The 22,964-nt window shown below is 56.6% G+C and carries 20 protein-coding genes and 3 tRNA genes; 8 read left to right on the top strand and 15 right to left on the bottom strand.

The genetic code is table 11. From position 1 onward, the window contains the following. Positions 1 to 3: 3 nt before the first annotated feature. Positions 4 to 2,826 carry a DNA polymerase I gene (polA, locus tag DU506_RS05950; protein ID WP_114486026.1) on the bottom strand — a complete coding sequence of 941 codons (2,823 nt, stop codon included), beginning with the start codon at positions 2,824 to 2,826 and terminating at the stop codon, positions 4 to 6. A gap of 170 nt (positions 2,827 to 2,996) precedes the next feature. On the opposite strand from polA, the gene DU506_RS05945 reads away from it, so the two are divergent. Next, the gene (locus tag DU506_RS05945) at positions 2,997 to 3,956 is read left to right on the top strand and encodes a homoserine kinase (protein ID WP_114486085.1); all 960 of its coding nucleotides are present in this window, start codon (positions 2,997 to 2,999) and stop codon (positions 3,954 to 3,956) included. After that, complete coding sequence (gene speA, locus DU506_RS05940; protein ID WP_114486025.1) at positions 3,953 to 5,872, top strand: biosynthetic arginine decarboxylase; 1,920 nt, start codon at positions 3,953 to 3,955, stop codon at positions 5,870 to 5,872. Before DU506_RS05945 ends, speA begins: the two co-directional genes overlap by 4 nt. Positions 5,873 to 5,878: 6 nt before the next feature. On the opposite strand, the gene DU506_RS05935 is transcribed toward speA, so the two are convergent. The 9 genes from DU506_RS05935 to DU506_RS05895 all read right to left on the bottom strand — a co-directional run bounded on the left by DU506_RS05935 (position 5,879) and on the right by DU506_RS05895 (position 12,869). After that, positions 5,879 to 6,544: a fumarylacetoacetate hydrolase family protein gene (locus tag DU506_RS05935; RefSeq protein ID WP_181870704.1), complete on the bottom strand. Its 666-nt coding sequence runs from the start codon at positions 6,542 to 6,544 to the stop codon at positions 5,879 to 5,881. A gap of 114 nt (positions 6,545 to 6,658) precedes the next feature. Next, a complete protein-coding gene (thpD, locus tag DU506_RS05930) occupies positions 6,659 to 7,642 on the bottom strand; it encodes an ectoine hydroxylase (protein WP_114486023.1) in 984 nt (327 codons plus the stop codon). A 472-nt stretch (positions 7,643 to 8,114) separates the two neighbouring features. Further along, positions 8,115 to 8,190 (bottom strand) — tRNA-Thr (locus DU506_RS05925). Positions 8,191 to 8,250: 60 nt separating this feature from the next. Continuing rightward, a tRNA-Gln gene (locus tag DU506_RS05920) sits at positions 8,251 to 8,325 on the bottom strand. Between the two features lie 6 nt (positions 8,326 to 8,331). Continuing rightward, a tRNA-Phe gene (locus DU506_RS05915) sits at positions 8,332 to 8,407 on the bottom strand. A gap of 82 nt (positions 8,408 to 8,489) precedes the next feature. Then, positions 8,490 to 8,762, bottom strand: coding sequence for an oxidative damage protection protein (locus tag DU506_RS05910; protein WP_114486022.1), 273 nt, complete (start codon positions 8,760 to 8,762; stop codon positions 8,490 to 8,492). 34 nt (positions 8,763 to 8,796) lie between these two features. After that, the gene (gene mutY / locus DU506_RS05905) at positions 8,797 to 9,891 is read right to left on the bottom strand and encodes an A/G-specific adenine glycosylase (RefSeq protein ID WP_114486021.1); all 1,095 of its coding nucleotides are present in this window, start codon (positions 9,889 to 9,891) and stop codon (positions 8,797 to 8,799) included. Between the two features lie 127 nt (positions 9,892 to 10,018). Then, positions 10,019 to 12,370, bottom strand: a complete 2,352-nt coding sequence (locus tag DU506_RS05900; RefSeq protein ID WP_114486020.1) for an AsmA family protein — start codon at positions 12,368 to 12,370, stop codon at positions 10,019 to 10,021. A gap of 7 nt (positions 12,371 to 12,377) precedes the next feature. Next, the gene (locus tag DU506_RS05895) at positions 12,378 to 12,869 is read right to left on the bottom strand and encodes an acetyl-CoA sensor PanZ family protein (protein WP_114486019.1); all 492 of its coding nucleotides are present in this window, start codon (positions 12,867 to 12,869) and stop codon (positions 12,378 to 12,380) included. Positions 12,870 to 13,080: 211 nt separating this feature from the next. Here DU506_RS05895 and hisB point away from each other — a divergent pair, with 211 nt between their 5' ends. From hisB to hisF, 4 genes are read left to right on the top strand one after another with little or no spacing between them, the layout of a single operon-like run. Continuing rightward, positions 13,081 to 13,674, top strand: coding sequence for an imidazoleglycerol-phosphate dehydratase HisB (gene hisB / locus DU506_RS05890; protein WP_114486018.1), 594 nt, complete (start codon positions 13,081 to 13,083; stop codon positions 13,672 to 13,674). A gap of 34 nt (positions 13,675 to 13,708) precedes the next feature. After that, a complete protein-coding gene (gene hisH, locus DU506_RS05885; RefSeq protein ID WP_114486017.1) occupies positions 13,709 to 14,350 on the top strand; it encodes an imidazole glycerol phosphate synthase subunit HisH in 642 nt (213 codons plus the stop codon). A 39-nt stretch (positions 14,351 to 14,389) separates the two neighbouring features. After that, positions 14,390 to 15,142, top strand: a complete 753-nt coding sequence (hisA, locus tag DU506_RS05880) for a 1-(5-phosphoribosyl)-5-[(5-phosphoribosylamino)methylideneamino]imidazole-4-carboxamide isomerase (RefSeq protein ID WP_114486016.1) — start codon at positions 14,390 to 14,392, stop codon at positions 15,140 to 15,142. Then, on the top strand, positions 15,139 to 15,912 hold the full coding sequence (gene hisF, locus DU506_RS05875) for an imidazole glycerol phosphate synthase subunit HisF (protein ID WP_114486015.1): 774 nt from the start codon (positions 15,139 to 15,141) through the stop codon (positions 15,910 to 15,912). The genes hisA and hisF overlap by 4 nt, the downstream gene beginning before the upstream one ends. A 10-nt stretch (positions 15,913 to 15,922) precedes the next feature. Here the strand turns inward: hisF and DU506_RS05870 are convergent, their stop codons facing one another. After that, on the bottom strand, positions 15,923 to 16,513 hold the full coding sequence (locus tag DU506_RS05870; protein ID WP_114486014.1) for a YjaG family protein: 591 nt from the start codon (positions 16,511 to 16,513) through the stop codon (positions 15,923 to 15,925). Positions 16,514 to 16,636: 123 nt separating this feature from the next. On the opposite strand from DU506_RS05870, the gene DU506_RS05865 reads away from it, so the two are divergent. Further along, positions 16,637 to 17,323 (top strand): type 1 glutamine amidotransferase, encoded by a 687-nt coding sequence (locus tag DU506_RS05865; RefSeq protein ID WP_114486013.1) that lies wholly within the window; start codon positions 16,637 to 16,639, stop codon positions 17,321 to 17,323. A gap of 11 nt (positions 17,324 to 17,334) precedes the next feature. Here the strand turns inward: DU506_RS05865 and mnmH are convergent, their stop codons facing one another. The 4 genes from mnmH to DU506_RS05845 all read right to left on the bottom strand — a co-directional run bounded on the left by mnmH (position 17,335) and on the right by DU506_RS05845 (position 21,436). Next, complete coding sequence (gene mnmH, locus DU506_RS05860) at positions 17,335 to 18,429, bottom strand: tRNA 2-selenouridine(34) synthase MnmH (protein WP_114486012.1); 1,095 nt, start codon at positions 18,427 to 18,429, stop codon at positions 17,335 to 17,337. Further along, positions 18,426 to 19,463, bottom strand: a complete 1,038-nt coding sequence (selD, locus tag DU506_RS05855; RefSeq protein ID WP_114486011.1) for a selenide, water dikinase SelD — start codon at positions 19,461 to 19,463, stop codon at positions 18,426 to 18,428. The genes mnmH and selD overlap by 4 nt, the downstream gene beginning before the upstream one ends. 59 nt (positions 19,464 to 19,522) lie before the next feature. Beyond that, a complete protein-coding gene (gene radA / locus DU506_RS05850) occupies positions 19,523 to 20,896 on the bottom strand; it encodes a DNA repair protein RadA (RefSeq protein ID WP_114486010.1) in 1,374 nt (457 codons plus the stop codon). A gap of 90 nt (positions 20,897 to 20,986) precedes the next feature. Next, a complete protein-coding gene (locus DU506_RS05845; protein WP_114486009.1) occupies positions 20,987 to 21,436 on the bottom strand; it encodes a copper resistance protein NlpE N-terminal domain-containing protein in 450 nt (149 codons plus the stop codon). 196 nt (positions 21,437 to 21,632) lie between these two features. Here DU506_RS05845 and hisC point away from each other — a divergent pair, with 196 nt between their 5' ends. Next, positions 21,633 to 22,694: a histidinol-phosphate transaminase gene (gene hisC / locus DU506_RS05840; protein WP_114486084.1), complete on the top strand. Its 1,062-nt coding sequence runs from the start codon at positions 21,633 to 21,635 to the stop codon at positions 22,692 to 22,694. Positions 22,695 to 22,964: the final 270 nt, after the last annotated feature.

Here is a 22,964-nt window from a genome sequence, read left to right as displayed (position 1 = left end):
GCCCTAGTGCGCCTCATCCCAGTTGGCGCCACTTTGTGCTTCCACCAACAGCGGAACGCTTAGCTGAGCGGCGTGCTGCATACGGGTTTTAACCTCCTCGATAAAGCCCGCGACCTGAGCATCCGCCACTTCAAACACCAGTTCATCGTGAACCTGCATGACCATCAGGGCTTGGATATTTTCTTTTGCGAGCCAGTCATGAATGTCGATCATGGCACGCTTGATGATATCCGCAGCGGTGCCTTGCATGGGAGCGTTAATCGCCATGCGTTCGGCACCTAGGCGGCGATTACGGTTCTGGGCGTGAATTTCCGGCAGATGCAAACGGCGGCCGGACACGGTTTCCACGAAGCCATCCGCCGCCGCCTGGGCGCGAATCTGGTCCATATAGCGCGCCACGCCAGGATAACGATCGAAATAGCGATCGATGTAGGTCTGGGCCTGATTACGCTCGATGTGCAACTGGCGCGACAACCCCCAAGCGCTCATGCCATAGATCAGCCCGAAATTGATCGCCTTGGCACTGCGGCGTTGGTCGCCGCTGACCTTGTCCAACGCCACACCGAATACTTCGGCGGCGGTTGCGCTGTGAATATCGCGCCCCTCGGCAAAGGCATCGAGCAGCCCCTTGTCTTCGGAAAGATGCGCCATGATGCGCAGCTCTATCTGAGAATAATCCGCGGCCACGATCTGGTAGCCGGGGCGTGCCACGAAGGCCTGACGAATCTTGCGTCCCTCTTCGCTACGAATGGGGATGTTCTGCAGATTAGGGTCCGATGACGATAACCGGCCTGTGGCGGTGATCGCCTGATGATAGCTGGTATGCACCCGGCCGGTGGCCTTGTTGATCAAACGCGGCAGTTTATCGGTGTAGGTCGATTTCAGTTTGGCCAGGCCGCGATGTTCCATGATCACCTTGGGCAGGGGGTAATCCAACGCCAACTCTTCGAGCACCGCTTCGGCCGTGGAAGGCGCTCCCTTGGGGGTTTTCTTGTTGGCGGGAATTTTCAGTTCTTCGAACAGGATCTGGGCCAACTGCTTGGGCGAGCCCAAGTTAAATTCACGCCCCGCCAACTCATGGGCCTTGAGTTCCAGCTCACGGATACGTTCGGTCAATTGCAGGCTCTGTTCATGCAAGCGCTCGGTATCCAGGGCCACGCCGTTGCGCTCGATACGCGAGAGTACCTTGATCAACGGCAACTCCAGATCATCGAGCACCTGGGCAAGGCGCCCTTGCGCTTCCAGGCGTGGGCGCAGTTCGTGCTGAAGCCGCAAGGTGATATCCACATCCTCACAGGCATAAGGCACCGCCTGTTCCAGCGCGACCTGATTAAAGGTGAGCTGCTTGGCACCCTTGCCGGCCACCTCTTCGAATGTGATGGTCTTTTCGCCCAGGTACTGCAGGGCGAGAGAATCCATGTCATGTCGCGTGGCGGTGGAATTGAGCACGTAAGAGGCCAGCATGGTATCGGCGAACGGCCCAGCCACGTCGATGGCATAATTCGCCAACACTGAAATGTCGTACTTGAGGTTTTGACCGATCTTGGTTCTGGCGGCGCTTTCCCATAGAGGTTTGAGCGCGGCGAGCACCGCCTGGCGGTCAAGCTGGGCGGGTACGTCCAGGTAATCATGCGCCAGCGGAATGTAAGCCGCTTCGCCGGCTTCGAGCGCCAGCCCCACCCCGACGATTTCCGCTTCCATATAATTGAGGCTGGTGGTTTCCAAGTCGAAGCAGAAACTATCTGCGGCCTCCAGCCGCGCAAGCCAGACATCCAGTTCGCCCTGACTCAGGATCACTCGATCGAGGCGCTGACTGCTGGAAGAGGAAGAGGAAGTAGAAGTAGAAGTAGAAGTAGAAGTGGAACCGGCATCCAGCGTTGCGCTAACCCCATCATGGGCTGCCACCGGTGCCGGCTTGCCGCCCGCCACGTCATCCACGCCTTCGTCCTTGCCTTCCAGCAATTCGCCAAGCCAGGCCTTGAATTCCAGCTCGCGGTAACGCTTCATCAGCGCTTCTCGATCGGGATGCGCGATGTCCAGGTCGTCCAGCCCCACCGGCAAGTCGCAATCGGTCTTGATAGTAGCGAGCTGATAGGACAGGAACGCCTGATCGCGATGGGCCTCGAGCTTCTTGGGGAGGGTCTTGGCGCCACGAAAATCCAGCGTCTTAACCTTTTCCAGATCGGCGTAGATAGCCTCCAGACCACCGCCGATACCTTGCAACAGGCCCAGCGCCGTTTTCCCCCCCACACCGGGCACCCCGGGAATGTTGTCGACCTTATCCCCCATCAAGGCCAGGTAATCGATGATCAATTCCGGCGGCAGGCCGAATTTTTCCTTCACCCCGGCCACGTCCAATGTCTCGTTTTTCATGGTGTTGACCAGGGTAATGTGCTCGTTGACCAATTGAGCCATGTCCTTGTCGCCGGTGGAGATCACCGCCTCGCGCCCGGCCTGGGTGGCCTGATGGGCGAGCGTTCCGATAACGTCGTCGGCCTCGACGCCTTCGATGCATAAAAGCGGCAAGCCAAGTGCCTTGACACAGGCATGCAGTGGCTCGATCTGGCTGCGAAGATCATCCGGCATCGGCGGACGGTGCGCCTTGTAGTCAGCATAGAGATCATCGCGAAAGGTCTTGCCGGGCGCATCGAACACCACCGCCATGGGGCTGTTCGGGTAGTCCTTGATCAAGCGCTTGAGCATATTGAGCACGCCTTTGACGGCGCCGGTCGGCTGGCCGTTGGAAGTCATCAGCGGTGGCAAGGCATGAAAGGCGCGGTACAGGTAGGATGAGCCGTCAACAAGAACGATAGGGACGCTGGCCATAAACGATATCCGTCAATACAGGGAGAATAATGGGGTCATGATACGCGCTGATGCCACGTCCTGCAGCGCCAACCGTCATCCGAATCCCTGCATCCAGATGAAACACAATGCTGCCAACTCAAGGAGCTAGCCGCTACAATAGCCGGCTTAGCAACCTGGGCGAGATTCTCATGGCTGTATTCACTCCGCTTAGCGACGCACAGGTCGCAGCGTTTCTGGAAAGCTTCAACGTCGGCACCCTGACAACGCTTCAAGGCGTGACCGGCGGCACGGAAAATTCCACGTTTTTTGTCACTACCGACCGTCGTGAACTGGTGCTCACCCTGTTCGAACAGGGTGAACACGAGGAGCTGCCATTTTTCGTGGACTTGCTCGACTACCTCGACGAGCACCGCCTGCCGGTTCCCGGCACTATCCATGACCGTGAAGGTATCGCCTTGCATAGCCTGGCCGAAAAACCCGCGCTACTGTTTCCGAGGCTTCCGGGGCGTCATCCCGATGCACCCAACCTGAACCAATGTCAGGCGCTGGGCGATACGCTAGGACGCATGCATGTCATCTCTCAGCACTTTCCCGGCCAACGTCCGAATCCTCGCGACTTGCACTGGATTCGGGCCATGCACCATAAGGTGCTGACCTACTTGAGCCCGGACGACCAGAACCTGATGAAAGATGAGGTCGATGCCTTCGAGAGCGCTTTCGTCGAGCATCCGGTGCTACCCCAGGGGGCGCTACACGGTGACCTGTTCCGGGATAACACCCTGTTCGAAGGCGATAAACTCGGCGGCATCATCGATTTTTACAATGGCTGTACCGGCGACCTGCTGTTCGATTTGGCCATCGTGATCAATGACTGGGCAACCCAGGACGATGGGCACCTAAATAGGGAACGCCACGATGCCATCTTGCAGGCTTACCAGGCACGTCGGCCGCTGAACGCGGATGAGCGAGCAGTGTGGCCGGTGATGCTGCGCATGACGGCACTGCGTTACTGGCTTTCGCGGCTGCTGGTGGTCTACGTCGACCCACCGGCCCACGACCTGACTCCCCACGACCCCGAGCGCTTTCGCACCATCCTGAAGTCGCGCCTGGCCCATGGCGCCCTTCCCCTTCCCGAGGCACCTTCATGAGTTTCATGGCATCCGCTTCCGGTCCCGCACAACGCGCCCGCCGCACCTGGAATATCGACCAATGGGGCAGCGGCTATTTCGATGTCAACGACCAGGGCGATGCCCTGGTGCGGCCCCTGGGTAGCGACGTCCAAGGCCCGGCATTGCCATTGGCCGCCTTGGTGAAGCAGCTCAAGGCCGCCGGCTTGCGCTTGCCGGTTCTGGTGCGCTTCAGCGATATCCTGCACGACCGTGTCGAGCAACTCTGTGCGGCCTTCGATAGCGCCATGGAGGATACCGACTATCGGGGTGGTTATACCGCCGTCTATCCGATCAAGGTCAACCAGCAACGCCGGGTGGTGGAAGAAATTCTGGCCACTACCGAGCGCGGTAAGGGCCGGGTCGGCCTGGAGGCGGGTAGCAAGCCAGAGTTGCTGGCGGTATTGGCGCTTTCCAGCGAAGGTTCCTCCTTGATCGTGTGCAACGGTTACAAGGATCGCGAGTATATCCGCCTGGCCTTGCTGGGGGAAAAGCTCGGCCACCGGGTATATCTGGTCGTGGAAAAGCTCTCCGAACTGGAGATGATCCTGGAAGAAGGGCAACGTCTGGGCGTCACGCCGCGCATCGGACTACGAGCGCGCCTGGCCTCGGTGGGCAAGGGTAAATGGCAGAATACCGGCGGCGAGAAATCCAAGTTCGGCCTTACCGCTGCCCAGATTCTCAAGGTGGTGGAAACCCTGCGCGAACAGGATGCCTTGGGTAGCCTGCAGTTGGTGCATTTTCATCTGGGGTCGCAAATTGCCAATATCCGCGATATCCAGCGCGGCCTGCGCGAATGCGCGCGCTTCTATCAGAACCTGCTCGCCTTGGGCGCACCCATCGACAGCGTCGACGTAGGGGGTGGTTTGGGTATCGACTACGAAGGCACGCGTTCGCGCAGCTTCTGCTCAGCCAACTATTCGATGCGGGAATATGCGCGAAATGTGGTGACCGCTTTTGCCCAGCTGTGCCGCGAAGAAAGTCTGCCGCATCCCCATTTGATCAGCGAGTCCGGCCGGGCCTTGACCGCCCATCATGCGGCGCTGATCACCAATGTTATCGGTGAAGAGCGCATCGCCGAATCCCCGCCTGAAAAGCGTATGGCGGACGATATTCACGTCGCCGAACTCTGGCAAGTCTACGATCGTCTGGCCGATGATCAGGAGCCCCGCGTTCTGGCAGAAGCCTGGCACGACCTGCTGCAAACCGTCGGTGAGTTACAGGAGCGCTTCGTGATGGGCCTGAGCGATATTTCCGCCCGTGCCGAAGGCGAAGGCGTCTACCTCGCCGCCTGTGTGCGACTGCGCGCCAAACTCGATACTCGTAACCGTGCCCATCGTGAAATTGCCGACGAGCTCGCTGAAAAACTCGCCGACAAGTTGTTCGTCAATTTCTCACTGTTTCAGTCGGTACCCGATGTCTGGGGGATCGAACAGATTTTTCCGGTGCTGCCGTTGACCGGGCTGGATAAAGAGCCCACCCGGCGCGCGGTGATTCAGGACATCACCTGTGATTCCGACGGGAGAATCGATAGCTACGTCGATGGCCAAGGGGTGGAAAGCACCCTTCCGCTCCCTGAATGGAAAAATGGTGAGGAGCGCTTGCTCGGATTTTTTCTGGTCGGGGCTTACCAGGAGATTCTCGGCGACCTGCATAATCTCTTCGGCGATACCGACTCCGTCGATGCCGCCCTTGATGATAATGGCGACTGGGTACTCTCCAACCCCTTGGCTGGCGATACCGTGACCGATGTCCTGGCCTACGTGAATTTCGATGCCGAAGCACTCAAGGCCAAGCTTGCCCAACAACTCGCGGCAAGCCGGTTACCTGACACCGAGCAGGCCCGCTTGCTGGCGGACCTGGGTGAGAGCCTCGAGGGTTACACCTACCTGGAATGAAACGTCTTATTCGATCACTCTTGTGGTCACTTCGAGGCCTCCGGTCAAGGATAGACGCAACTCGGCACCACGCGGTAACTCACCGACACCCGCCGGGGTGCCGGTGAGGATGACGTCGCCGGGCTGCAAGGTGAAGTGGTGGCTCATTTCGGCCACCAGTATCGGCACTGGAAACAGCATGTCCGAGCCTTCCCCGTGCTGACGTTCCTCCCCATTGATTTCCAAGCTGAAGGCCAAGGCATTCCAGTTGGGTACCCGCGACAGCGGCAAGAAAGCAGACAGCGGGCAGGCACCGTCAAATGCCTTGGCGACTTCCCAGGGATGCCCCTTCTCCTTCAACTGGCTCTGCTTGTCCCGCAAGGTAAGGTCGAGGGCCAAGCCAATCCCGACAATCGCTCGCTCGGCTTGGTCACTGCTGGCCTGGGTCAATGTCTCGCCTATCAACAGTGCCAATTCAACTTCGTAATGCACGCTCCCACGCGAGAACGGCGGCGCCAGCGTTTCCGTTAGATTCACCGCACTGGTTGCCGGCTTGATGAACAAAAGCGGCTCGGTGGGTATCGGGTTGTTCAACTCCTTGGCGTGGTCGGAGTAATTGCGACCCACGCAGACGATTTTTCCCAAGGCGTGGGAAAACGCCTGGCCATCGGTAAACTGTGGAACAAAGTGCACGGTGGGTAGCCTCCTTAGCATTATACGGCCGCGCTCATGGCGACGGACGCAACAGTCTACCCCACCTGCGGCAACGTTCCACAGCCCGGCGTATAATTCGCCACCAATGATTTATCAGGGATACCAGCTCTCGCCCGGTTCATGTGCCAGAAAGCGTGGCCGTGACTGATTGGCCGCAAAGGGTTTTTGGCAGCGGTTATCCATCCGATTGTAAACAAAGAACACATTGCTACGCGGGTCCGGCGACATATTGGCATTGGAAGCATGCAAGGCGTTGCAATCAAACAATAACAGCCCTCCCGCTTCACCCGTCACCGCTTTGATGCCACCCCCTGCCTCAATCAGCCGGGTAAGTGCTTCATTACTCGGCACTCCGGCTTGCTGATTTTTGAGGGAATTACGATAGTTGTCTTGCGGCGTTTCTCCCAGGCATGGCACGAATACCTTGTGCGAACCTGGAACCAGCATCAAAGGGCCGTTGAAGTGATGGTTATCGGTGAGAATCAAGGAGGCGCTTACCGCATGCATGGCCGGCATGCCATCTTCGGCGTGCCAGGTTTCAAAGTCCGAGTGCCAGCTAAATCCTTTCCCCGCAAACCCCGGCTTGTAGTTGATCCGGGACTGATGCAAATACGCCTCGCCACCGAGTATTTGCTCCACTCTGTCAGTCAAACGCTTGTCATGCGCCAACTGGCTCAACCGCTCCGAGAGAAAATGTACCGCAAACAGAGAACGAATTTCCTTACCTTGCGGTTCGGTAACACTGAAATCTCGCCCCAGGTAATTCTCATGGCGCATTAAGTAGCGCAGTTCTTCTCGCAGGACTTCAAGCTCTTCCCCGCTGACGAAATTGGGTAAAAATAGAAAGCCTTTCTCTTCAAACTCATCCAGCTGCGCTTGGGTGAAGGGACCGGGACGTGCTCGCCCCTTGACCACCTCTTCGCGGCGCTTTAACCAGAGCGATTCAGGCGGGCGAGAAAGCCGCGTGGGATAAGGGCCCGGCAGACATGCATGAGTATTCTGCCAAGCCAGCAAATCGGACGTTTCCGTGTACTGTTTCTGGGTAGAAAATCTGAGTGATGTCTGTGGCAATGGCATCTTGCTCAACTCCTTGTCGGTTTGTCATACATCCGCCAATTAGTTGTTTCTAAAAACAATGCCACGCAAGGCCTACGCCACTTTCTCTTTGACGCTTTACCTTACGCTGTCCTGTATTTTCCTCAGGAATCCTGAGAGGCTGGACTCGACGAATTCCCTTGACAGGCAATGTAACTGCATGAAATCAGCAACAGCTAATAGAGATGCATAGAGTCTTCTGTGACTCAGTTACTACGCTAGGGAGCTTTCGCCTGAAAAACATTAACTCACATTATGAGATATAACCGGAAAGAGGAATTCCAGCATAAAAGGCTCTAACCGAACGAGCGGATAAAGTAATATCCATTTCATCCGGCCATGCTTGGAGGGCTGCCTTCAATCAATGTGTGGACACTTTATGGACAGACACAAAAAAACCGCCATCAAGGCGGTTTTTTTCTTCTGTAACTCATTGAGTTACCAAGTTTCTTCTTGGTGCCGACACCAGGAGTCGAACCCGGGACCTACTGATTACAAGTCAGTTGCTCTACCAACTGAGCTATGTCGGCTTTTGCGCTTTACAAAGCCAGAACGTCACACAGTTCCAACTCTAAATTCTGTGTTGACGATGGCTGGGGTACCAGGACTCGAACCTGGGAATGCCGATACCAAAAACCGGTGCCTTACCACTTGGCTATACCCCAGCAGTGTGGTGGCCAGAGACGGAATCGAACCGCCGACACGGGGATTTTCAATCCCCTGCTCTACCGACTGAGCTATCTGGCCGCTGCCAACGGTGCGTATTAAACTAAAAATCCGGTTCTTCGTCAACACTTTTGTGCAACTTTACTCCTGTCCTACATCCCGCTCATTTCTCGCGTGGGACGTAACCCTCCGCTTGGTCGGTTTCTTGATTATCAAGAAAGCGCTCCATCTGCTCCATCAAGTAGGCCCGCGCTTCGGGTTCGAGCATGTTGAGATGCTTTTCATTGATCAGGCGTGTCTGCAAGGCCTGCCATTCTTCCCAGGCTTTCCTAGAGACAGTGGTTTGGATCTCCTGTCCCTTCTTGCCCGGCAATGGCGGAAACGGCAATGCTTCCAAGTCTTGCTGATACTTACGGCAAAATACCGTTTGGCTCATGAATCTCTCCTTGCTGTTTATGCGGTGCGGCGTCTCAGGCATGGCCCGGCAGTGGGTTAAGGGAAAACGGTAGCTGGCGCTCAAGCAGCGCTTTCACCGGGGCCGCCAACCCTAGTTCCGGCGGTCGTTCCAGGTCGTACCAGACACCGCCTTCTCTTACTTCATTCAGCGTATCGCACTCCGCCGGTCGCGGGGTAATTTCCAGACGGAAATGACTGAAGGTATGGGTAAACATTGGCTCCGCGGAGCCGAGCGACGGATTGGTCGTGTGCTGAGCAAGCCACTCCCACAGTTGGGATTCCTCCTCGAACTGAGGCAGGCTCCAGAGTCCTCCCCATAATCCCGCAGGCGGCCTCTGCTCCAGCCATATGCGGCCCCTGGCATCTTGTAACACCAGCATCAGAGTCTGGCGTACCGGCAATGCCTTTTTGGGTTTGGAAACCGGAAAACGATGTGTTTCATGGCGAGCATAGGCGAGGCACTCTTGCTGAAAAGGGCAGCGCCCGCACTCAGGCTGGCTACGCCGGCACAGGGTGGCCCCGAAATCCATCATCGCCTGGGTGTAATCGGCAACTCGGCGTTGGGGGGTATAGTGGTCCGCCAACGCCCATAACCGGCGCTCCACCGCAGGCTTGCCCGGCCAGCCCTCCACCGCATGTAGCCGGCTTAGCGAACGTTTAACATTGCCATCCAGAATCACTGCACGCCGCCCGGTACTCTGAGCAATAATCGCACCTGCGGTGGAACGACCGATGCCCGGGAGAGCTGTCAATGCTTCGACGCTTTCCAGGGGCATCTCGCCGTCATGTTGCGCAACAACAATGCGCGCAGCCCGGTGCAGATTGCGCGCACGTGCGTAATAACCCAGGCCCGTCCATAAGTGCAGCACTTCGTCCTGATCGGCCTTCGCTAACACCTCCAAGCTGGGAAAGCGCGCCATGAAATGGTCGAAATAGCCAATCACGGTGGCGACCTGGGTTTGCTGCAACATGATTTCCGACACCCAGACCCGGTAGGCTGTCCGTGGCTGTTGCCAGGGTAAGTCATGTCTGCCGTATTGATCGAACCAGTGCAGCAACCGCTGCTGAAATGTAGCAGGCGCCATGATCGGCGCCGGTTCCTGAGCCATGCTGTCCCCTCGCGTTATGGCACCGCTCTCGAAAACCCACGGCCATAAAACAGCGCTGGCCTTCAAGCCGGCACGAAACCTATTTTCAGACACTCACTTTTTCAGAGGCTCACTTTGTTTCAGTTATTCAGTTAAACAAGCGCCGTAAACCGTCACGAATTTCTTCAGCAGCTCCTTCGCCTAATTTCTCGTCCAGGCGCTCAAGCGCATCGTCCATACGACCTTCCACCTCTTTATTGATCCGTTCACCGGCTTCAGTACGTAGAAGCTCCGTCAGCGAGTCCTGAAAGGCATTTCGATCAAACCGGCACCATTGATCGCGCGCGTCATTGACATGCCCTTCACAGCGTACCGGTAGCGTGAGACGTTCAAGCTGAGGGCTGACACGGCAAGCAGCATCAGCGGTATCCACTATACGGGTATTGGCACGGGCATCGAAACGCAGGCTATTAAGATCGAACTCACCTTCTCCCTGCACTTGAATGCCCGGCAAAGCAATCAGTAGGTCTTTACTTTGTATCAACCCATTGCTCACATCGAAAGTGGCGTCAAAACGTTCAAAACGCGTATCGCTATGCCATTCACGGGCGGTGCCTTCGCCTTCAAGCTGAGCCACGAGCTCGCATACTTCCCGCGAGACGTTGATATTGAGTATCGCACCGTCGCTAAGCCGGGCATCGATCTTGCCGTTTAAATGGCGCACCAGTGAATCGCGGGTATTACCCCTTGAGGTCAGGTCCCCTTCCAGCTCTACACGACCCCGTATAGGAGAAGCCTCTTCACTGAGGGCTTCAAGCAAGGCGTCCACCTGCACTCTTGAAACTTGGGGTTGCAATGCCCACTGCAAAATAGTGTCTCGGCTATCCAGGCGCCCGGTAGCGCTCAACTGACCGCCGTAAAAATCAGCGTTGAATGCACTCAGTCGATGTAGCCCGGGTTCACCGTCCATGGCCAGTTCGGTCTGGGTAAAGTCCAGCCCACCCAATATCAACTGGTCGATGGAAAGTGCACCTTCCAGGGTCAACCCGGACAGCCAACGCTGTGGCAATAACTCAGAGGGGTTGGAGGGACTGGAAGGCGTATTGGCGTGGGCTGTCGACATACCCACCACACGATTGGCTTGGGGCATAGCATTGGTAGGCGGCAGGTAACTGTCCATGTTCAGCTCATCGCCTTCCAAATTGAAGGCCAGACGCTCACCCTCCAGACCTACCTCCAAACGGCCAGTATACGTCCCGTTATCCACCGCCAGGGAAAGTCCGCTAAAGGCTAGTTGCTGCAGGTTACCTTCGATGAGGCTCGTCAATGCCACATCAGACAGCGCTGCTTCGTTGGCGGTCTTCAGCTCGATACCCGCACGCTTTAACCATGGACGAAGATTAAAGGGTGCCACGTTGAGCTGGCCGTGATAACGCGGCGCTTGGCGAAATTCTTCCAGGTTGAGATGACCACTCAGACGCAAACCGTCGGGGCCAGTCAACTGGAGGTTCTTGAGCCGTGCAGTCTCTGCCTGCCAATCCCCTTCCAGGCCATAAGCCAGGGAAAGTGTCAGCGCTCCCTGCCAATTTTCGGGATGACGCAAGCTCGCTTCGATGCTGCCCTCTCGAACACTGAGCTGCTGTGAGGACAAGTCGGCTACAATCTCGGCGGCCCGAAAGTCCACCTGTTGGGCTTCGCCTTCTTCTTGGCGTCGAGAGCGTGTGGTCAGGGTAGTGTTCTCCAACACGTAGCGCCGTTCGGCAAGCGCCAGCTTGAGACGCGTTTCCAGGTTTACTTCAGTCGTAAGGTCGGGGCTACGCTCAAGCTTTTCACCATCCAGCCGGTTATGCGATGTCAAGGTGAACATGGCTTTCAGTGGAAACGCCCACACTGGATTGACGTTACTTCCGGAAATATTCATTTGTTGAAAATGCAGGAGCCTATTCGTCATCTCATCGCGAAAGCGAATATCCGCCTTTCTGACTTCGACGCTGGCAATATTGAGTACTACCGTCAGGTTACCGGCATCTGTATTGGGGCCGGCACTCGCTGGAGCGAGTACGGTTTCGGCGTCTTCTTCACTCTCAGCAAGCCGTTCGATCAAGGGTTCCCAGTTGCCCTCTCCTGCGGCGTCACGTTCCAGGTTCAGGCGCAGCCCTTCAAGGGTCAGGCCATCCACGGCGATTTCTCCGCGCAACAAGGGGGCAAAAGCCAGGCTCACTTCGGCACGGTCAATCGCGGCAAAAGCCTCTTCGTCATTTTGCTGCTCGGGCAACCATGCCTGGGCATTTTCTACACTGACCCCGATGCGCGGATAAAACGACCAGGAAAGCGGCCCTTCCAACGCTAGCTCCAACCCGGTATGTTCTTGCACCACTGCGGTGAGTCGTGGTTTGAAATCTTCAGGATCTAAAAATGTCGTAACGTAAACCACTGCACCAACGGCTACAATGGCTAGCATTCCTACTGCCGCCAGCAAGATTCTCAATAATCGCTTCATTAACCTTTTACCCTTTTCCTTGTGGATCCAGCTCGACATAATCACTGGCAATCTGTTGGTTCGGCTCTTGCTCGGCCGCATTGGGGTCTGAAGCACGAGGAACAGGTCGATAGCCCAACCGGGAAACCAGCACCCGGTCCGCCAAGGGCAGCGAGTGGGTGGCAATACGCAACACCTTGCCTTCACTCGCCGCCTGCTCAGCCAACAGGGCCATCAGACGCGACCCCACGCCTCTTCGACGCGTAATCTTGCGGACACAGAGGTCCGTTAGCCATAAAGCATCGGCTTCAGTGACGATAGCCACCGCACCTAGAAGCCGGTCATTGAAACGTGCGCAGGCGAAGCGATGACCGTCTCTCAAATGGCGTTCAATGAAGGATTCAACATGACACGCCATCCGGTCCGGCGGTGCATCACGATAGATTCGGACGATATCCAGTTGAATCTGGGCATCAGCCTCCCAGCTCATCTGGTCGACATACTGAAGCGTCACCGGCATGGTGCAATTCCTCTTGGCCAAAAGCAGCTTGGCTGCCATTTTTGTCGCTGGCGGGGCGGACTCACTCGCTGCATTGTAGCGGATGGGCAGGCCGATTCACTATAATGTCCTCTTTGCCGGTAGACTTCACCTTGCTTGCTCGCCCGGTCGGTACCCACGCGACACTACGCTGGCCGACCCCTTGAAGGCGCTTCGGCGCAGGAGATGTAACATGTCAGAGCGTATCGCCACGGTAAGCCGTGATACCCAGGAAACCCGGATCACCGTCACCGTCAACCTTGACGGAGAAGGCCGCTTGAATTGTGAAACCGGCGTTCCCTTCCTGGATCACATGCTCGACCAGGTGGCACGCCACGGTCTGATCGACCTGGACATCAACGCCATCGGGGATCTGCATATCGATGATCACCATACCGTGGAAGACCTGGGCATCACCTTGGGGCAGGCCTTTGCCGAAGCCATCGGCGACAAACGCGGCATTTATCGCTATGGCCATGCCTACGTGCCGCTCGACGAAGCGCTTTCCCGAGTGGTGATCGACTTTTCCGGCCGCCCCGGCCTGTATATGAACGTCGATTTCACGCGTGCCACCATCGGACGTCTGGACACTCAACTGTTCTGGGAGTTCTTTCAAGGCTTCGTCAATCATGCCCGCGTCACGTTACATATCGACAACCTGAAAGGCTTCAATGCCCATCATCAGGCCGAAACCATCTTCAAGGCATTCGGGCGCGCGCTACGCATGGCGGTTGCCCCGGATGCGCGCATGGCGGGGCAAATGCCTTCCACCAAAGGAAGCCTGTAATGTCATCCGCCACACTATCAACCAGGAGCGCCGTATGACCATTGCCGTGATCGATTATGGAATGGGCAACCTGCATTCCGTCGCCAAGGCGCTTGAGCACGTTACTCACGAAAATGTCATTATTACCCGCGACCCGCGCTGTATTCTAGGTGCCACACGCCTGGTGCTTCCCGGCCAGGGCGCCATGCGTGACTGCATCGGCGAATTGGAGCGCACGGAACTACGCGGATTGGTGGAAGATATTCTAAAGCGTCAAGCCAAGCCGTTGCTGGGCATTTGCGTCGGCCAGCAAATGTTGCTGGAGCATAGCGAAGAGAATGGCGGCATTCCCTGCCTGGGCTTTTTCGCGGGTGAGGTCAGGCGTTTTCCCACTGATATGCGCGATGACCTCGGGCAACGCCTGAAGGTGCCGCACATGGGGTGGAACCTGGTGTACCAGAACCAGCCCCACCCGCTATGGGAGGGGATCGATTCCCAAGAGCATTTTTATTTCGTGCACAGTTACTATGCCGACTTGACCGACGAAACCAAGATTTTCGGAACGACGGGTTACGGCAAGGTAAACGCCCATGTGGCGATTGGCCAAGAAGCGACCTTCGCCGTGCAATTCCACCCCGAAAAAAGCTCCCGCGCCGGCCTGAAATTGCTGGAAAACTTTGTCAACTGGGCGCCCTGAACGGCGCTAGACCCATTGGGTACCCGAGAGGATTTATTCATGTTGGTTATTCCCGCGATTGATCTCAAGGACGGCCAGTGCGTCCGGCTCAAGCAAGGCCGTATGGAAGACGCTACCGCCTACGGCGATGATCCGGTCGCGATGGCGGCTCGCTGGGTAAAAGCCGGCGCCCGACGCCTACACCTGGTCGATCTCAACGGCGCCTTTGAAGGCAAGCCGGTCAACGGCGAGGCGGTGACCGCCATTGCCCGTGCCTACCCGGACTTGCCCATCCAGATCGGTGGCGGCATCCGCACCGCCGCCACTATCGAGCATTACCTTAATGCCGGCGTTTCCTACGTCATTATCGGCACCAAGGCTGTCAAGGAACCGGCTTTCGTCGGCGAGATGTGCCGCGCCTTCCCCGGCCATGTCATCGTAGGCCTGGATGCCAAGGATGGTTTTGTGGCCACCGATGGCTGGGCTGAGGTCTCCACGGTCAAGGCCACGGAGCTTGCCAAGCGTTTCGCCGATGACGGTGTCTCCAGCATCGTCTACACCGATATCGCTCGCGACGGCATGATGGGCGGTGTCAATGTCGAAGCGACCGCCGAACTTGCTCGAGTGGGAGGATTGCCGGTGATCGCCTCCGGCGGAGTGACCAATCTTGATGACATCCGCGCGCTAAGCGCCGTGGCCAAGGACGGAATTCTCGGTGCCATTACCGGGCGAGCGATCTACGAAGGTACGCTGGATGTGGCCGAAGCCCAGCGCCTAAGCGACCAACTTACCCAATCGGGAGGCACTTCATGAGCCTGGCCAAACGTATCATTCCCTGCCTGGACGTCGATGCCGGCCGTGTGGTCAAGGGCGTCAATTTCATCGGTATCCGTGATGCCGGTGACCCGGTGGAAATCGCTCAACGCTACAATCAGCAAGGTGCCGATGAGATTACCTTCCTTGATATTACCGCCAGCCATGAAGACCGCGACACTACGGTGGAAATGGTCGAACGCATTGCCGGAGAAGTGTTCATTCCCCTGACGGTAGGCGGTGGCATTCGCAGCTGCGACGATATTCGTACCATGCTCAATGCCGGTGCCGACAAGGTCTCGATCAATACCGCAGCAGTGAATAATCCCGAGTTCGTGCGCGAAGCCGCCGATCGTTTCGGTAGCCAATGCATTGTCGTGGCTATCGATGCCAAGCGAGTTTCCCTTGAAGGGGAAACCCCGCGCTGGGAAATCTTCACCCATGGCGGCCGTCGCCCGACGGGGCTGGATGCCGTGGAATGGGCCAAGAAGATGGTCGAATACGGTGCCGGCGAGCTATTGCTGACCAGCATGGATCGTGATGGCACCAAGATAGGTTTTGATCTTGGAGTCACCCATGCCATCAGTGAAGCGGTGACGGTACCGGTGATCGCTTCCGGCGGGGTGGGCAACCTGGATCACCTGGTCGAAGGCGTTACCAAAGGCGGCGCGGATGCGGTACTCGCCGCGAGTATCTTCCACTTTGGTGAGTACACCATTCCCGAAGCCAAGCGCTACATGGCCGAACGCGGCATCGAGATGCGGCTCTGAGACTCAACAGTTAATCCAGTGAAAGTCCCAGATTACTAATTCCGCCATTGCGTCCTAGCTCGCGTGCTTCTTTTAATACCGCTTTATCCAACGGTTCGCTTACGACTTCCAATACGGCGTCCTGGAAGTCGTTCTCGTCGGCCATCAACGGATGATCCCGAATAATCAGCGCCAACGCCTGAGCATCGACCTCGCCTTCGGTGAGTTCTATAAACGCGCGCACGCCCGCACGTGATGTACGGCTAACATCCAGCACGGCCTCTGGAGACTCGCCTTGTAGCGTGTCCAGCAGTGCTGAAACAGATACCACAGCATCCAGAGCCCGCCGAGCGCCAAAGCTATCATCCCCTTCGGGCGGTTCGCATTCGGCTAGCTTTTCCGCCTGGCGGGCAAAGTCGATGCTGGCATTAGGGACATTCAGCCGCTCCCAAACCAAACTCAGCACGGTTTGCAGGGTATGACCATCACCCTGTCCCGTGGTTTGTTCATACAGGGCGTAATTGGGCAGCAAACGCTCGCATAGCGCCGCCATAAAGGCTTGCTGGGCTGGCAATGGGAGCTCTTGCAGCCGCTGATAAAATCCTTGAGGTTTGGACACCATGCTGAATTCCTGAAGCTTCTTATACGAAATTTAGGTGAAAAGTAGTCGGTACGTTATCGTCAATACAGGCGGTTGGGTGATCCCCAATGCTTAAATGAGTATACGGCCGGCGAGGAGATTACCATGCATATTCATCTACTACAGCACGGCCCTGACCATGGCCCCGCCCGTTTAACCGACTGGCTAACCAGTATGGGGCATAGTTACACCGTATTTCATCTCTATGCGGGAGAATTGACACCCCGCCCAGGCGAGTGCGACGCGCTGATCGTTCTCGATGGGCCGGAGGAGTTCCTCAGCCATCCACCCACATGGTTCAAGGCGGAAGATAAACTTATCAATCGTTACTTGGATGGGCAAAAACCCTTGTTGGGTATCGGCTTGGGTGCCCATTGGATTGCCCGCGCGTTGGGCGCGGTGGTGGCTCCCGGCACTTATGCAGAAACGGGCTGGCATACAGTCGAGCTGGCTGATGAAAGCCCTTTCGATCTACCTGAGCGTTTTCAAGCCTTCATGTGGCATCGTTATGTCTTCAGTCTACCTGACGATGCACTTCCCCTAGGGGGTAGCGAAGCAGCCCCCGTGCAGGGGTTTAGCTGGGATGCAGGGCGCGTGGTCGGCTTGTTATGTCATCTGGAAATCACCCACCTCAGCATTGGCGAACGTATTGAGCACCTTCCTTTTCCTGAAGGCAGTGATACGAGTGCTTTTGTGCAAACGCCTCAAGAGATTCTCGCCGAGCCTCGGCGCTTCGACCAGCTCGCACCCTTGCTGGATCGTTTACTAAGCCAATGGCTACGCGCGAGCTGAGTAAACGCAACCTACTGTCTGGCAGCACTCCACTCGCGCGCCACCGCCAGACAGCTGTCCCAATCGCCAACATGCACCACGGGGGGCGCATCCTCGTGTTTATTCAGCTGATAGCGATACATGGGGTCATAATATTCCGTGAGGAGTGGTGCAAGCCAGGCTTCATGCGCTTGACGGTTACCTCGTTCATGCTCACGGAAGGCCAGTTGTTGAAGGCGCTGCAAGCGTGCCAGGCGTGCGCTGCCCAGACGCTTTTTCAAGCGTCCCAATGCAGTCACCAGATGCTTGCGCATCAATGTCCAACCCAGCCAAGGCCCGTATTGGCCGGCATAGATATCCCAAAGCTCATCGATATAATCCCGATGAATCTGCGCCAACCGCCAATCCAGCGGCATTTCCACGCGTACACGCGGCGCTTGCTGCATGGCCCGCCAGAACGTCAGGGGTACATTGGCTGTGCCAATCTGACGAGATTCGTCTTCAAGCACGAGGGGGCCGGTTAGCGACAGCAATCGCCGGGCCATGGCATGTTCGAAATCGATCTGGGAGGGGGGAGAAAAGGGGTGACGACCAAACGCCGAACCTTTGTGACGTGCGAAGGCCTCCAGGTCCAGGCTATTGGCGAGACGCTCAATCAAGACGGTCTTGGCGCAGCCGGTAAGCCCTCCTACTATTAACATCGGCTGTTCTGCCGCGGCATCAATGCGGGCGCACAATGCGTGACGCATCGCTTTCCAACCACCCCGAATGCGCGGACGCGTCACTCCGGCATCCTGTAACCATTGCTGAGCCACCTGTGAGCGTAGCCCACCGCGAAAGCAATAGATGACCGCATCCGGATGCACTTTTACATAAGCTTTCCATGCTTCAACACGGGCTTCCTTGAGCTGCCCGCTGACCAGCCGCTCGCCTAGAACAATCGCCGCCTGCTGGCCTCGCTGCTTATACTCGATGCCGACGCGTTGGCGTTCCTCGTCGTCCATCAGGGGTAAATTAACGGCACCCGGCAGCGTTCCTTGGGAAAACTCCACCGGTGCCCGCACGTCAATCAAGGGACGTGCTTCCCGCAACAATTCAAGCGTCGGTTCGATCAATGGCAAACTCACCCGCGCACCTTTATAAGTGCCTCACCTTCCTGGGCGACCATCTTGCCGAACGGCTGAAGCTCAAGACCGAATTTTCGGCCGATGCGTTCTACATCGTCTTCCCAGGCGGGATCGACACTGACCAGTAAACCACCGGAAGTCTGGGGGTCACACAGCCATTGCCAATGGGCGTCATCCATGGCGGGTAACGCTTTGCCCAAGGCATCGCGATTGCGCAAACTACCCCCGGGCACTGCGCCTTGCCGGCGATAGGCTTCCGCTTCGGCTAGCCGGGGAAGTCGACGAAAGTCAATTTGCGCCGCGACATGACTGGCCTTGCACACTTCCGCCAAATGCCCCGCCAAGCCGAATCCCGTTACATCGGTCATGGCATTGACACCCTTGACCTTGGCCAGCTCGACACCGATGGTGTTGGGTGCCAGCATGGTTTCACGCGCCAAGCCATGATGCCCAGGCTCAAGCAGGCCCTTTTTTTCAGCGGTGGTGAGCATGCCGACACCCAGCGGTTTGGTCAGAAACAAAAGATCTCCCGCCTTGGCGCCGCTATTTAGCTTGAGGTGTTCAAGATCCACCAGGCCATTGACCGCGAGCCCGAACATCGGCTCGGGGGCATCGATCGAATGGCCGCCGGCCAGTGCCACGCCCAACTCACTGCATACGGACTGCGCGCCCGCCACGACATCTCCGGCGATATCAGCCCCGAGCTTATCGATCGGCCAACCCAGAATTCCCAGAGCCATGATCGGCGTTCCGCCCATGGCGTAGACATCGCTAATGGCATTGGTCGCAGCAATACGCCCGAAATCAAAGGGATCATCGACAATCGGCATAAAGAAATCAGTGGTGGCAATCATTCCACGACCATCACCCAGGTCATAGACTGCAGCATCTTCACGGCCTTGATTACCCACTATCAGGCGCTTATGCGAAGCGCCAGGACCAGCTTTGGCCAGAATACCATCGAGCACGTCAGGCGCTATCTTGCAGCCGCAACCGGCGCCGTGGCTATACTGAGTCAAGCGGATAGTGCTCATGGTGTCTCTCCTTGGCTTACTAATGAAATATCTGCGAGGCTGCAACTCTCCCAAAGCGGTCAAAGCGCTTCAAGGGCATCGCTTAATTTATCCACGGCAATGACTTCCATGCCCGCTGGCGGTCGTTTGGGTGCGTTACCCCGCGGTACGATGGCACGTTGAAAACCATGCTTGGCCGCCTCAGTGATGCGCTCCTGGCCGCTGGGAACCGGGCGAATCTCTCCCGATAGACCGACCTCGCCAAACACCACCAGCTCACGAGGAAGCGGCCGGTTCTGCAGGCTGGAAACCACTGCCAGCAACACCGCCAGGTCGGCGCTGGTTTCCAGGACCTTTACGCCGCCCACAACATTGAGAAAGACGTCCTGGTCACCGGTAAATAAGCCGCCATGGCGATGAAGCACCGCCAACAGCATGGCCAGTCGATTATGGTCCAGCCCAACGGCAACGCGGCGCGGATTACCCAGTGCCGAGTCGTCCAACAATGCCTGAACCTCCACCAGAAGCGGGCGCGTACCCTCCCAGACCACCATTACCAAGCTGCCGGAAGCCAACTCTTCGCTGCGTGACAGGAAGATGGCACTGGGATTCTTGACCTCTTTTAACCCTTGTTCAAGCATAGCAAAGACGCCCAGTTCATTGACCGCGCCAAAACGATTCTTCTGGCCACGCAGGGTGCGAAAGCGTGAATCCGCACCTCCTTCCAGCAACAAGGACGCATCGATCATGTGCTCAAGCACCTTGGGGCCGGCCAGAGTGCCATCCTTGGTCACATGCCCGACCAGTAACAGCACGGTATTGCTCTGCTTGGCGAAGCGGGTCAAGGCTGCGGCGGACTCACGCACCTGAGCCACACCACCCGGAGCGGAACTGATATCTTCCAGGTGCATCGTCTGGATAGAGTCGATCACCAGAATCTCGGGGTGTTCGCGCTCGGCCACTGCCAGAATGGTTTCCACGCTGGTTTCCGCCAGCATCTTCAGCCCTTGGGTGGGCAATTGCAGACGCTGCGCACGCATCGCGACTTGAGATAAAGATTCTTCCCCAGTGACATATAAAACACGTCGTTGCTGCGCCAGTTTACAGGCCGTTTGCAGCAACAGCGTTGACTTGCCTGCCCCGGGGTTACCCCCTAGCAGTACTGCTGAACCGGGTACCAGTCCACCACCCAAGACGCGGTCAAACTCTTCGAAGGTGGATGAAAGCCTCGGCACTTCGCTGAGGTCGACACTTCCCAGGTCCACCACTTCCCGGGAGAGATCACCCGCATAACCATTTCGGCCTGAGGCGCTCGCGGCGCCTCCTGGACGCGCACTGGCCAGGCGGACCTCACTTAAAGTATTCCACTCCCGGCAACTATTGCATTGACCTTGCCATTTTCGATATTCCGCGCCGCACTCGGTACAGACAAAGGCGCTTTTGGCTTTAACCACAGAATTCTCGCCTCCTCATCAGCCCCAGGTAATAGATTACCTACAAAAAAGGCGGCACTCAGGCCGCCTCATTCATGCATTACGAGTGAATTACTGGCGTTGCAATCGCAACATTTCACCGTTCTGAAAACGTCGACGTTCGGGGTCGATCAACTCAAGTGTCTGCTCATCAATGCGCAGAAAGTAATAGGTCTGACCATCCCCGTCCGGTGTCAATTCATAAACAGTGGCATCGGGATCGGAAGGAGTCCCTGTCAACACTTCCCAATTACCTTCATAATTTTCAGCGGGAGGCGATTCGGGGTGGTTGCGATAATCCGCCTGCAATTCAAAGGCGCGCTCTTCCAGAGCCCCGTATTCCTCACCCATCATGGTAACATCAAGCTCAATGCCATCGCAGTTACGACACGGCAAGGTGCCTTGGTAGTTGACTTGCGCCGACTCGGCAGCCGCTGTGTCAGGCTGATCAGTAGGGCTGGCGGCACAACCAGCTAGCAGGGCCAACATCGCCGAACCGACCAGCAAACTCCGAAGTTGCATAGGGGTGTCTCCTTTTATGGTGTTAAATATTATTCGTTACGCGATAAGTCACTCACATTTAAGACAGCATAACTGCTACAAGGTGCAACGCACACCCTTCATACTTCATTCGCTACTATCAATATGAGCCGGCTTGCGCTTGGAGAAGCTTCAGGCGACCATATTCACTAATCAGCTTTTTAACTCGGGACAATTCATGAGCAAACTTTGGAGCCCGGAACTCTGGGCGCTTACTCCTTATGTTCCCGGCGAGCAGCCGCGCGATCATGTGGTCAAATTGAACACTAACGAGAACCCATACCCTCCGGCTCCCGGAGTGGAAGCGGCGCTGCGCAACTACCCTGCCGATCATCTTCGCCTATATCCTGATCCAACATCGTTAGCCTTGCGTCAATCCCTGGCTCGTGTGCATGAAGTGGAGCCAGCCCAAGTGTTTGTTGGTAATGGTTCGGATGAAGTGCTGGCTTTTGCATTCCAGGCTTTTTTTCGCCATGGGAAGCCAGTCGATGTACCGTCAATTACTTACAGCTTCTATCCGGTTTATGCCAGGCTTTACGCAATCGAACTGAGAACACACCCACTCACCGCTTCCTGGGAAGTGGATCTTTCCGCTCTTGCGGCCGACAGCAAGCGCAGTGGTATTATTTTTGCCAACCCCAATGCACCGACAGGCCATGCTCATTCCCTTGAAGCCATCTCCGCCTTACTCGAGCAAGTCACTGACAATGTGGTACTTGTCGATGAAGCCTACGTGGATTTTGGTGCAGAAAGTGCTGTAGCGCTGGTTTCACGCTATCCAAATTTATTGGTTACAGGCACCTTCTCCAAGTCACGCAGTCTGGCAGGGTTGCGCCTAGGCTACGCCATCGGTTCACCTGAATTGATCGAAGGCTTGCAGCGCGTAAAGGATTCATTCAATTCCTATCCAGTAGATAGCCTGGCAAGTGCTGTAGGCATTGCAGCCCTTGAAGATGACGTGCACTTTGCCGCTTGCCGTGAACGCGTCATGACGACCAGGGAACGTACACGCCAACGTCTGGAAGCATTGGGGTTTGAGGTATTGCCTTCAAAAGCGAACTTCGTTCTCACCCGACATCCAGAGATGGAAGGTGCTCAATTATTTGCTGGACTTCGTGAACGAGGCATTCTGGTACGCCATTTTAATACACCTGAACTTAGCGATTTCTTGCGTATAACTATTGGAACAGAGGATGAAATGGAGAGCCTGGTGGAGGCACTCGAGGTACTTCGTGCATGAAGGTTCTGGAGACTTTTGACTAATCCAAAGCCAGAGGGCGGTTTTTTAATCGCCCGCCTCTACTTTGGTAATACAGCGTTATTGTTTACCGCCCGCACGACAAACGCCTCTCGGCCTGCCTGCGTGCGGGCCGAGAGGTTGGGCCTGTCTTCCGGGCAAAAAAAATCCCCCGGGGCGATTAGCCTCGGGGGATTTTTTTGGGATAGGTGCCTGACGATGACCTACTCTCGCATGGGGAGACCCCACACTACCATCGGCGCGGAACGGTTT

Origin of the sequence: Vreelandella rituensis (assembly GCF_003336665.1) — a bacterium.
GTDB classification, from domain to species: domain Bacteria; phylum Pseudomonadota; class Gammaproteobacteria; order Pseudomonadales; family Halomonadaceae; genus Vreelandella; species Vreelandella rituensis.
The sequence above is the reverse complement of the archived record's forward strand: the minus strand, read 5'-3'. Positions and strand labels throughout refer to the sequence as shown.